The following is an 11,134-nucleotide window of genomic DNA, read 5'->3' as shown; positions in this document are numbered from 1 at the left end:
CCTATTATATTTTAATCACTTACGACTACTTTACTTCATTTTAATCTTCAACAATATAAATAATATAAAAGTTGTGAAACATATCGTTGATACCTGCTTTAACTCAGTCAAGTTCACTAAGCAGCATTATCTGTCGATATACTTGAATACAAAGTCAAATCATTGACGATTGGGTGACTTAGTTTCTTAGATAATGAATCAGCACTCAGATTAGTACACGATAAAAGTGTATAAAGTACGCAATGTAGTTAGCCATAAATCATTAAACAGCCAAAATCCACGCCACGGTATCGTGGAGTCAACAATATCCCTAGTAAACTAAGAAAATGATCAGAAATAGTTATTATATCTGTGCCATCTAACTGAAATAAATAAGTAATACTTTTAAGTACTATATAGATCATGCCTTCAAAAGCTTCAGATCCTTGCTAGCTGTCACCCATGCTTACGCCACGCCCGTTTCAAAATTGTTAACTAACAGCCAGTTATGTTACAGGGTTAACTATAAGTAATTTTTTTGTCTACTTATTACCCCTAAAATAGATTCTTTAACTGCCAATCATGTCATCGCTCACATTTCATTAAGTTGTATATTGGAAATTTCATTAATTAATATTGTAATACAAATCAACTTAATCCTAGATAGAGTTAGTGATGTCATTACATAGACTAGTTTTATTGATTTGCGTTGTATTGTTAATGTGTTCAAATGCTGATGCTGCTTCACTAGACTTCCGTCAGGAATATAAAAGCTCTACTGATCAGCATGCTAGCCGTGTAAAAATGGGGCATACTTTTGATGGTCGTTTCTCAGTCGGCTTAGAGCTAAAATTCAAAGGGGCTGAAGGTAAGTTCATGGAAGACTTACAATCAAATGGCTCTGAATTAGACCTAGGCTATCGCATAAAACTCAATGACCAATGGACACTCATTACGGGAATGCCAATTGAGTTTGGCTCATCAGGAGCCACCTACAAGCCCCAACTTCGCTTAACTTACAAATCAGACGCCATTGACGGTTTATCTCTAAGTGGACGCTATCGCTTAGATGTAAAGCCAGGGGAAGACATTAAACACCTACGCCATCGCTATACGGTGAATATAGGTTATAAAGTTGAAAACTGGACCTTTGGATTTGAGGGGAATTACTACTATGCCGATAACTCAGAATACTTGTTATATAACGATAGCAGAACAAATTATGAGAATAATTTAACTGCCCACTATAAAATCGGAAATTGGTCCCCCTGGGTAGAGTTTGGCGATGTTTCGGTCTCAGATGATTCAAGCCAAAGAGAACTAAGAAGCCGTATCGGAATTCGTTACAGCTTTTAACTATCAAACAAACCACACGAATAAATCATACAAATAAAAGCTAAGCCAGCTTTAAAAGATGATGTATTGTTCAGAGAATAATCCTTCTCTGAACACAGCTTTAGCTTTAAACAGCAAAATTAACCTACCTAAAGCATACCCTTGGCAATATAACTAATACGGCTTTTTAAACACTAACGTGAACCTATCAGTATTACCTTTTACCGATTTTCTAGCCACTTCATAGCGAAGTTCATCATCTGGTCGATAAAACATATTGGATGATTTTTCCAATACAAAACCTGCAGCTTGTACTTCTAAAATAACATCAATAGGATCTTCACGGCGACGCATTTCAACGGTTTCAGGCATCATATGTCTACGAGTATGATCGACAATGACATAAATACCGCCAGGTTTTAACGCTTCAAAAGTCGCTTTATTTAATTTCGTTTTGTCTTCTATATTTAAATTATGATACTCACGGATATTGAGCATCATATCTGCGTCTGACATACCAAAATCAATATTCCCCAAGTTGAATCTTCTCTCTTCTGAGTTCCAATCAAGTTCAATAGGTAGCTTTTTGGTTTTACTCATCGCGTCTATCGAGAGCAGATCATCCATTTCATCTAGCCACTCTTTTTTAAACGCAATATGAAGCTCACCTTTTTCTTTAAGTATTGGAGCCAGAATTTTACTATACCAACCACCTCCAGGGACAAATTCAATCACTTTCATATCAGGCTTTAAACCAAAAAAATCAAGTGCTATTTCGGGAGTGCGGTTTGCATCCCTCAACTTATCCGCATCAGTTCTGTGCTCCATTTTCATCACCTCAATCACTTCTTGTTGAAAAGGCGTAATTGCAGCAGAAGCAGTAAAAGTTAAAAACATTGAAGCTGATATCATTGAGGCAAGTATTGTCGTTTTCATATTTCATCCCTAAAAATAACTTAAAACAGTAAGCTTTATTTAGCTTAAATTTGCAGCTACTAATATAAGTAATTTTAGGATAGATAGTACGAAGAAAATGTATTTAGATATGTCAGAGGAAATTAGTTAATTGCCCCTATAATACGCAGGTTTAAAAGGTTAACAGCCACTAGTGTTAGTCGTGTAAGTAGGCTCAGTTGCATTAGGTAAGACTAGATAAAAGCTAAAACAAGTGTCACTAAAAGCATATCCACGCGGAACGATTATTGACACAATTCCAAATAAATCAAAAATGCCCCAATCTTCTGTAACAGGAGTATTTAAATCAGCGATAGTGATGGTGTCAAAAGCCCCTTCAACAATCTTTTCGATGTTATCCTTTGATGGTGTTATGTAACCAAATGAGGTCGTTACTGTTTGACCATCTAAATCAACTAGGCCCGAATTAAGGCCTTCTTGCCCTTGAATAGCAGATTTTGAATAAACCAACGTATTGGCAGATTTTAAACTCCCTTCAATCCCTGCTAAATTTGCGATAACAGCATCGGTTTTAATATTCAAAAATTTTGGTGCAGCAACAACCGCAATGATGGCTAGAATGATAATAACCACCACCAATTCAATCAGTGTGAACCCTTTGCTATTGTTATTTTTTATCACTTTGGTCACTTTCAGTAAAATTTATCGTTACTTACTTATGGCTGTAAAATCGCTAACTTTCAAGAAACGAGCATATTTTTGCGACTGACTTTCTATTAGTTACCAATTTATAGTTACTAATTGATAGTTACCAGTTACTCGTTGCTAACTCTCTATTCAAATAGAAAAACTAAGTACATATTAATAATATTAAGCGAACACCATTCGCCACCACATACCCGGCAGGCTTGTAAAACCAGTGGTGTAATGTGCTAACTCGCCATCTTTAAACACCATGACTGTCGGCGTCACTTGTACTGACCACTCTCTCGCTAAAAAGCTTTGTTTGTCATTAATGGTACTGAGCGTATAGCCTTTATCATCTAGGAAGTGTGCCAAGCGCTCGTCACTACCTGAGCTCATTGCTACTGATACCACAGGATAATAGTTACTCAATATATCCACTGAAGGTGAGACAAAGTTGCATACTGGGCACCATGTCCCCCAAAAATAAACTAAAACTGGCGCCTCTTGGCTCATGGCCATCACATCAACCAAGTTGCCATCCAAGTCCAAGGCGCTTATATGTGGCAAATCTTGCGTGGGAATATCCTTGCCGCGCCACAAATCAACTGCGGTAGAAACAACTAAAAACAACAGCAACATTATGCCTAATTGTTTAATCCCGCTTAATCCTTTTTGAATCCATGTTTTTTTATCTAAATCAGCCATGTTCTATTCATTCCAATGTGTTAACTGATGATGGTTCACTTCACTGATAAGACCGAGCATCATCTACATTGTATTCAGTTCAACACATTAAAAATGACTAATTACCTGATGCTCGCTCAATCGCCGCCAAGACCTGCTCTGTTGTTAAAATCACTGGCAACTTGATCCCATCGGGTGCGTTAGGGCCATAAACCACATTAAATGGCACCCCAAAACGACCATGGCTTTGCAAGTAATCTGTTATCGGTTGCGATGCAGTGGTCCAGTCGCCTTCAACTAACATGATATTGTCTTGCTTAAGTGTTGAATATACGGGGTCTTGTAATATCACTCCAACCTTATTGGCTTTACAGGTAATACACCAATCCGCGGTCACATCAACAAACACTGTCTTGCCTTGCGCTACAGTCGCAGCGATTTCTGTTTGCTCAAGAGGAGTCCAGACTAAGTCAGTCGGTAGCGGGTTTGACCAATCATCTGACGTTGCAAACGCACTAATGGCAGCAATAATGATGACCATACTAAAACTGGCAATTACGGCAGGAAGTCCATATTGCTTCGCCATCAAACCAAAGAAAGTAAGTACTAACACTGCAGCAATGACCCATAAAGCAGCCACAGTAATAAAACTTGATAATAAGCTAATCAACCACAAACTGGTGATCAGTAATAATACCGAGAAGAACACTTTAACAATGTTCATCCAACGACCCGGTTTAGGGAAGTAACGCGCCACTTGCGGAAATGCAGCAACCAATATCCAAGGCAGTGCCATACCAATAGCTAATGCGGTAAATATCACAATGAGACTGAGCACATCAGCGCCTAATGCAAATGCAACAGCTGTACCTAAAAACGGTGCACTACAAGGTGTGGCAAGTAAGGTGGCAAACATCCCTTGCAAGAAATGACCACGGTGATCATTACCCCCTGTTGTAGCCAGTTTTGTTTGTAAACTCGAAGGTAAATTAATTTCAAAGGCACCCAGCATATTAAGGGCGAACACCGAAGTCACTATGGTCATGAAACCAATAAACCACGGGTTTTGAAATTGTACGCCCCAGCCAACAGCTTGGCCGGTAAATTTAAGCATAATGACAAAAGCCGCTAGTAGCCAAAATGAAACCAGAATGCCTAGCGCTGATGCGATAAATTGTTGGCGAATTTGTGTTTTTTGAAGATCGGGCGCAGCAATCACTGAGCTTAACTTCATTCCTAATACCGGTAATACACACGGCATAACATTGAGAATCAAACCACCAATTAGCGCAAATAACATCATCGTTAACAAAGAGCTACCAGCAGCTTCAATTGAGGTTAATTGCACACCAGTAGTGTATTCATAAGCCCGTTGGTTATCACTTACTGTCACATTGAGTTGTTTCTCAAGCAATTTTGGATCGCCAGACCAATTCGATACTTCAAATTGCGCCACCCAAGCATCACTGCCATCGGGCTGAGATTGACGAGTCACGCCTATAGGATTGAAGTTAGTCTCTTTGTCGCCATCAACAATCACTTGCGGTTTGCGCCACTGACTGTCTAATACAGTCACTTGTAGTAAGCTCTGAGCAGTATCCCAACCAATTTGAACATTTTGAGCAGAGGCCTCAGCATCAACAAGTTGAGGTACTGTTGAAATCGCTTTATTAAAAGCAAACATCGCTTCAGTATCAGCTTGTAATTCATTGGCGGTAAAATCGAGTTCTAGTTGATAATCAGTTAACACACAAACCGTGGTGCATGAGGATAATGTAAATTTTCCTCTTAACGCAGTATTGGCATTAATATCGTCGACAGTGATGTGAATAGGGAATACAGCTTCGCCCTGATAACCTTGAGTTTTATACCCCATAATGGTGTATTGTTGCGGCGTCGGCCATTGCCAATTGACTGCACCAAAGTTAGTCGATTCACCCCAGTCGATTTTAGGGGCAATACCGCCCTCACCTGGCGTACGCCAATACATTTTCCAATCATCATCTAATTGCACATCAAGAATTGCAGGTACCGTTTTAGTCGCGGTGTCCAACTCACCAGTCAGCATAAAGCGGACCTTCACAGGCGGATGGTTGTCATTAACCAACCAACCGGTTGTCGCGGCAATTGTGGTCGAGCTGACAACGGCTGACATTAGCAGCAACATTGATATCACAACAGATTTGAATATTTTCAAAGATCTTTCCTTTTAGCGCACTCAATTAACGGTAAACGTTATTTTACTTTCATCAGACCGGACTTTACCGAATATAGTTCATCATGATCCACACTATTTAGCTGAGTTAAATAAATTTTGTGATGCTGGTTGTTTAAACGCCACACATCAATATATATCTGGTGCTTTTATATCCAAACATAGACGCTGTAAATGACATAATCTGAAACAGCTTAAATATAAGTATACGTTTGAATGATTACTTTAATCGTAAGCAGTGTCTTTGTTGTACTTGGGGGGAATTACTTTAGAGAAAGTAATTTGTTGTTAGCGAATTTGTGAGAACAAAACGCAGAGTTGAGGCATAAGGAAAGCAAGACTCACTCATTTTTTAGCGAAGTGAGACAACAATAATAAGGATAATTATCTTGAACAAAGTAATGCACCTGAATAAGCTCATGCTGGTTATTGGCGTTGCGTCAACAGTCTTTCTCGCTGGTTGTGGTAACGACACCAACTACTCAAAAACGCCAAAAGTCACTCCTAAAGTCACTCCTAAAAGTCACTCTTTAAATTATTCCACCATTACAAGCTTTTTCCCTTGGCAGAACGCTAAAATATTAATCATGATTAAAGCTCAATTAACCTAAAACCATTCGAACGTTTTTCATTATTGTTGATTTGTTCGTATCCCTCTTCTAGATGCATCAGAAATAACAGAAGCATCAGAAGTAACATTTCAAGATTAGCATTATTTAATTGAATCTATTTTTACTTCAAGGTGAATAAAAACCTTCCAAACAACAACTTACAAACGTATTTTCTGTAAAAAAAGAGTCGATACTCATAAAGTATCGACTCGTATTTAATTAAAATTTAACGACGGTTTATCGATTAAGCAAGTACCATTCGCCACCATATACCCGGCAAACTGGTAAAACCGGTTGTATAATATTCCAGCTCGCCTTCTTTAAACACCATGATGGTTGGCGTCACTCGGATAGACCAATCTTGAGCAAGAAGACCTTCATTATCGTTAATCGTGTCAAACGAATAGTCTTTGTGCTGCAAGTATTGCTTCATTTTCTCATCAGTACCTGAATTCATCAGCACTGACACTGTGGGATAATAGGCAGACAAAGTATCAACAGCAGGGCTAACAAAATTACACACCGGACACCATGAGGCCCAAAAGTACACTAATACCGTTTGATCTTGGCTCATTGCGAGCACATCAACCATTTCGTCATTTAAGCTTATCGCCTTCATGTCTGGTAGATTATCTCTTTCGATATCCTTGCCGCGCCAAATGTCGAACAGGCCTGTTACCACGATAGAAAATGCCAAAAACAGCATGATCTGTTTTAACCAGCCCATCATTTTTTTAAACCATGACACTGTTGCTGTGTCCATATTGGTACTCTCGTTATTAGCCGCTTCCATATTAGCCGCTTCCATATTAGCCGCTTCCCTACTAGGAGTGCCTGTTGAGGGTAATTTACTCATCATTCACCGCTTGTTTCTTATTTTCCTGACTGCTAATAGCCTGCTGTAAAGTCGACTCTAAAACTTCATAAGACACTAAGCCTGGAATAACGGTATCGCCAATAATCATACTTGGAGTGCCACCTAAGCCGATATTGCGCATCAATGTTAAATTGTCATGTACTTGTTTAGCCACTGCTGAGTCGGTATTGGTTAGCCAGTGCTCAGTATTTGTCATTTTGGCCACTTTGGCGATGGTATTGCCGTTCAACCCACGTGGACTTTCCATTAATTTATTCTTAAGTGTTAAGTATTTTTCTGGTTCATTTAACCATACCGTTTGCGCAAGTTCAGTGGCGACACGTGAACCCTCGCCCTGCAGGGGCACCATTTTGATAACCACTTTTAACTGCGGATATTGTTCGACAAGCTTATTAATAGCGGGCTCAATTTTCTTACAATATGGACAGTTAAAATCAGTAAAATAAACCATGGTTATTTCAGGGTTTTCAGCTCCTTTAAAAGGATCACTTGCGGTATTGTAAAGCTGTTGATGATGCTCTTGCAGAACCGACTGCGCAGCGGACTCAGCGCCTTGTTGCTCACGGATTTGTAATGCAATAATGGCTTCTTTAAGTAGCTCAGGATCATTAGTTAAGGCATCTTTTATAATGGCTTTTACTTGTTGTTGCTCGACACTTAGTGCAGTGTCACTGGCATTGGCAGCTGCAATGATAGGTGATGGTGACATCAGCATAAATGCCCCCGCGGTTAAACCCGCTATGGCGAATAACTGTAACGGGGTCGAGCGCAAAAATTTAGCGACTTTCTTATTAGGTACTTTATTGTTAGAGGCTTTATTGTTAGAAGCTTTCTTATTAAATACTGTCATTTTTATTTTCCAATTTAGTGATGTCGATTGCTATTAATGCAGTTTCATTTGCCACGGTTAATTGGCAGTGCAAACCATGAATAGCTGTCACTAATAGATCGACTTTTATCGTTATATTTTCGATAGCCAGGTACTGATAAAAAGAATTGAATAGCCCATTGTCGCGCTATTCATTTCACTGGCTTATTGAGTGAGCTTAACTGCCTGATGCGCTATCAATCGCCGCCAGCACTTGTTCACTGCTTAGAATTACAGGCAACTTTATGCCTTGAGGCGCATTAGGACCGTAAACCACATTAAATGGCACTCCGAATCGATTATGACTTTGTAAGTAGTCAGTAATCAGCTTTGAAGGCGTGGTCCAGTCTCCTTCTATCAAGAACATATGATCGTGTTTTAAGGCACTGTAAACCGGGTCTTGTAGCACCACGCCAACTTTATTGGCTTTACAGGTTATGCACCAATCAGCGGTCACATCCACAAACACCGTTTTCCCCTCAGCGACTTTTGCAGCGATGAGTTGTTGGTCAAGTGGTGTCCACACTAAATCCGTCGGTAATGGTTGTGACCAGTCATCAGATGTGGCAAATGCACCAATGGCCGTGAATATCAGACCGATACTAAAGCTGGCGATAACCGCTGAAATACCATAATGCTTAGCCATTAACACAAAGAAAGTGATGACTAACACCATTGCGGCCATCCATAATGTCAAAACTGCAACAAAGCTTGATAACAAACTGATTAACCACAAACTTGTCAGTAATAACAGCACTGAGAACACCACTTTAACGGTATTCATCCAACGGCCAGGTTTAGGGAAGTAGCGGGCAATTTGAGGAAATGCAGCCACCAACAACCAAGGTAATGCCATCCCTAATGCAAGGAAGGTAAATATCACCAATAAACTCACCACATCAGCACCCAGTGCAAATGCCACCGCCGTGCCTAAGAAAGGGGCACTGCATGGCGTGGCCAGCAAAGTAGCAAACATGCCTTGTAAAAAGTGACCTCGATGATCATTGCCACCCGTGGTAGCCAGTTTGGTTTGAAAGCTCGATGGCAGATTTATCTCAAATGCGCCCAACATATTCAGCGCAAAAATCGAGGTAACCAGCACCATAAAGCCGATAAACCACGGGTTTTGAAATTGCACGCCCCAACCAATGGCTTGGCCTGTAAACTTAAGCGTGATAATAAAGGCAGCTAATAACCCAAACGACACCATGATGCCCATTGCAGAGGCAATAAACTGTTGTCTAATTTGCTTTTTCTGTAAATCGGGTGCGGCAATAACACTGCTGAGCTTCATACCTAATACTGGGAGCACGCACGGCATGACATTTAAAATAAGCCCGCCGAGTAAAGCAAACAGCATCATAGTAATGAGTGAACTGGCATTTTTTTCAACAAAAGTTGGTCTGACATCCGCTGAATACTCAAGTGCACGATTAGCATCACCAATGGTGACATTTAAAGGCTTATTGAGAATATCGGGCTCGCCCAACCAACTGCTGACATCAAAAACAGCCACTAACGTTTTTTGGCCATCACCTTTATCTAGGTAATTAATGCTGGATAATTTAAAGGTACTGTCTGGTTCACCATCAATAATGATCTCTGGTTGCTGCCAGTTGGTATCAGCTAAAGTGACTTGCAGTAGCTGTTGCTCTGTATCAAAACCGATGCTAATCGTGTTTGCTTCAAGCGTATCGCCCTTATCTACAATCACCTTTTGCGGCACTGAAGATATCGCTTTATTGAAACTAAACATCGCCTCGGTATCTGCGCTTAGTTCACTTGGCACAAATTCAAGGTCAAGCTGATAATCAGTCAATACGCATATTGTGATGCACGACGAGAGCGTAAATTTTCCACTTAGGTGTGTGTTTGAATCAATATCATCGACTTTCAATGATAACGGGAAAATCGCCTCACCTTGATAGCCTAAGGTTTGCAGCCCCATTAATGAAAATGATTCTGGCATTGGCCATTGCCAATCTACATCAGCAAGATTAGTTGAACCTTCCCAATTGATTTTTGGCGCGATGCCACCTTCACCAGGTGTTCTCCAATAAGTTTTCCAATCATCTTCTAATTGCACTTCAAGCGTGGCGGGGAGGATATTGGTCTGCGGGTTAACTTCACCCGTCAGCATAAAGCGTACTTTTACCGGTGGGTGGTTTTCATTGGTTAACCACCCAGTTGTCGCTGCGGCGGCAGATAAACTGATACTGAGTGAAATCAATACCATCAATGATTGTAAGAATGATTTAAAAATCTTCAACAGATTCTCCTAACACATAACAATGGGCTCAAGTAGCATCGATTTAACCGATGAAATCAGTTAAATAACGGCAATGAGCTTAGAAAAAGCAAACAATGTGAGGTTTATCTGCGGCTTCACTCTTGAAAGCGGCACAAAGAGATATGTATACGCCGAGGTTTGGCGTGGCAGTGATATGACAGGCGACCTAATAGACCAGGTCGTATAAAGGGAAGTATCGCAAAACTACTCAGAATAACCAGCAGCAATAATACTGAAGGGCTATCCACACAGCTTCGCATTGATTTCTCAGAGAGTTCGCACATTTTGAACTCACTCTCATTTGAAAAATCTGCCGAATTGGTTGATTTAGCTGTAGATGCAGTTGCAGATTTAGATGTTGATTCAACCGCTGGTATTGGCGTTATTTTAGCCACTTGAGTAGCCATCAAGCTGACATTGGCAGCAGGCAGACTCGACAGGTTCAGGCTATTAATAAACAACGACGCCATCCCACCATTTTGCAATAAGCAAAATAATGTCAGTAGCATGAACAGTTTGGCTGTCCACTGCTTAACCTTAGGATGAGAAATCGTGTTAAAAATATTAGCCTCTATTTTTTTGAACCTATCGTATTTAATCAAAAAATATTGAATAAATAGCGAATGAATTAATTGCTAGTGACTCACTCTCTATTGCATCAATATCGAGTGGA

At 40.1% G+C, this 11,134-nt stretch carries 9 protein-coding genes; 2 read left to right on the top strand and 7 right to left on the bottom strand.

The window, feature by feature from the left end; genetic code table 11:
- Positions 1-654: 654 nt before the first annotated feature.
- Positions 655-1,335: an oligogalacturonate-specific porin KdgM family protein gene (locus BCU84_RS17905; protein WP_102529423.1), complete on the top strand. Its 681-nt coding sequence runs from the start codon at positions 655-657 to the stop codon at positions 1,333-1,335.
- A gap of 153 nt (positions 1,336-1,488) precedes the next feature.
- On the opposite strand, the gene BCU84_RS17900 is transcribed toward BCU84_RS17905, so the two are convergent.
- The 4 genes from BCU84_RS17900 to BCU84_RS17885 form a co-directional block, all read right to left on the bottom strand.
- Positions 1,489-2,250, bottom strand: coding sequence for a class I SAM-dependent methyltransferase (locus tag BCU84_RS17900; protein WP_102529422.1), 762 nt, complete (start codon positions 2,248-2,250; stop codon positions 1,489-1,491).
- Positions 2,251-2,409: 159 nt separating this feature from the next.
- Entirely contained in the window at positions 2,410-2,910 is a 501-nt protein-coding gene (locus BCU84_RS17895; RefSeq protein WP_241906479.1) for a prepilin-type N-terminal cleavage/methylation domain-containing protein, read from the bottom strand.
- Positions 2,911-3,099: 189 nt separating this feature from the next.
- Positions 3,100-3,621 carry a protein disulfide oxidoreductase gene (locus BCU84_RS17890; RefSeq protein ID WP_102529421.1) on the bottom strand — a complete coding sequence of 174 codons (522 nt, stop codon included), beginning with the start codon at positions 3,619-3,621 and terminating at the stop codon, positions 3,100-3,102.
- A gap of 97 nt (positions 3,622-3,718) precedes the next feature.
- On the bottom strand, positions 3,719-5,767 hold the full coding sequence (locus BCU84_RS17885) for a protein-disulfide reductase DsbD domain-containing protein (RefSeq protein ID WP_102529427.1): 2,049 nt from the start codon (positions 5,765-5,767) through the stop codon (positions 3,719-3,721).
- 437 nt (positions 5,768-6,204) lie between these two features.
- Here BCU84_RS17885 and BCU84_RS17880 point away from each other — a divergent pair, with 437 nt between their 5' ends.
- Entirely contained in the window at positions 6,205-6,426 is a 222-nt protein-coding gene (locus tag BCU84_RS17880; protein WP_102529420.1) for a hypothetical protein, read from the top strand.
- Positions 6,427-6,670: 244 nt separating this feature from the next.
- Here the strand turns inward: BCU84_RS17880 and BCU84_RS17875 are convergent, their stop codons facing one another.
- From BCU84_RS17875 to BCU84_RS17865, 3 genes are all read right to left on the bottom strand, one after another.
- On the bottom strand, positions 6,671-7,189 hold the full coding sequence (locus tag BCU84_RS17875) for a protein disulfide oxidoreductase (protein WP_102529426.1): 519 nt from the start codon (positions 7,187-7,189) through the stop codon (positions 6,671-6,673).
- Between the two features lie 85 nt (positions 7,190-7,274).
- Entirely contained in the window at positions 7,275-8,153 is an 879-nt protein-coding gene (locus BCU84_RS17870) for a thioredoxin domain-containing protein (protein ID WP_102529419.1), read from the bottom strand.
- Positions 8,154-8,349: 196 nt separating this feature from the next.
- A complete protein-coding gene (locus BCU84_RS17865; RefSeq protein WP_102529425.1) occupies positions 8,350-10,407 on the bottom strand; it encodes a protein-disulfide reductase DsbD domain-containing protein in 2,058 nt (685 codons plus the stop codon).
- Positions 10,408-11,134: the final 727 nt, after the last annotated feature.

The sequence above is a fragment of the Shewanella sp. 10N.286.51.B7 genome (assembly GCF_002873615.1).
In the GTDB taxonomy this organism is placed as follows: Bacteria; Pseudomonadota; Gammaproteobacteria; order Enterobacterales; family Shewanellaceae; genus Shewanella; species Shewanella electrodiphila.
This window is presented reverse-complemented; position numbering and strand designations above follow the sequence as displayed.

What these genes read in the sequence shown, in the direction of transcription:
- BCU84_RS17905 (WP_102529423.1), top strand. Translation starts at nt 655, where the DNA reads ATGTCATTACATAGACTAGTTTTATTGATTTGCGTTGTATTGTTAATG.
- BCU84_RS17900 (WP_102529422.1), bottom strand. Translation starts at nt 2,250, where the DNA reads ATGAAAACGACAATACTTGCCTCAATGATATCAGCTTCAATGTTTTTA.
- BCU84_RS17890 (WP_102529421.1), bottom strand. Translation starts at nt 3,621, where the DNA reads ATGGCTGATTTAGATAAAAAAACATGGATTCAAAAAGGATTAAGCGGG.
- BCU84_RS17885 (WP_102529427.1), bottom strand. Translation starts at nt 5,767, where the DNA reads ATGTTGCTGCTAATGTCAGCCGTTGTCAGCTCGACCACAATTGCCGCG.
- BCU84_RS17875 (WP_102529426.1), bottom strand. Translation starts at nt 7,189, where the DNA reads ATGGACACAGCAACAGTGTCATGGTTTAAAAAAATGATGGGCTGGTTA.
- BCU84_RS17870 (WP_102529419.1), bottom strand. Translation starts at nt 8,153, where the DNA reads ATGACAGTATTTAATAAGAAAGCTTCTAACAATAAAGCCTCTAACAAT.
- BCU84_RS17865 (WP_102529425.1), bottom strand. Translation starts at nt 10,407, where the DNA reads ATGGTATTGATTTCACTCAGTATCAGTTTATCTGCCGCCGCAGCGACA.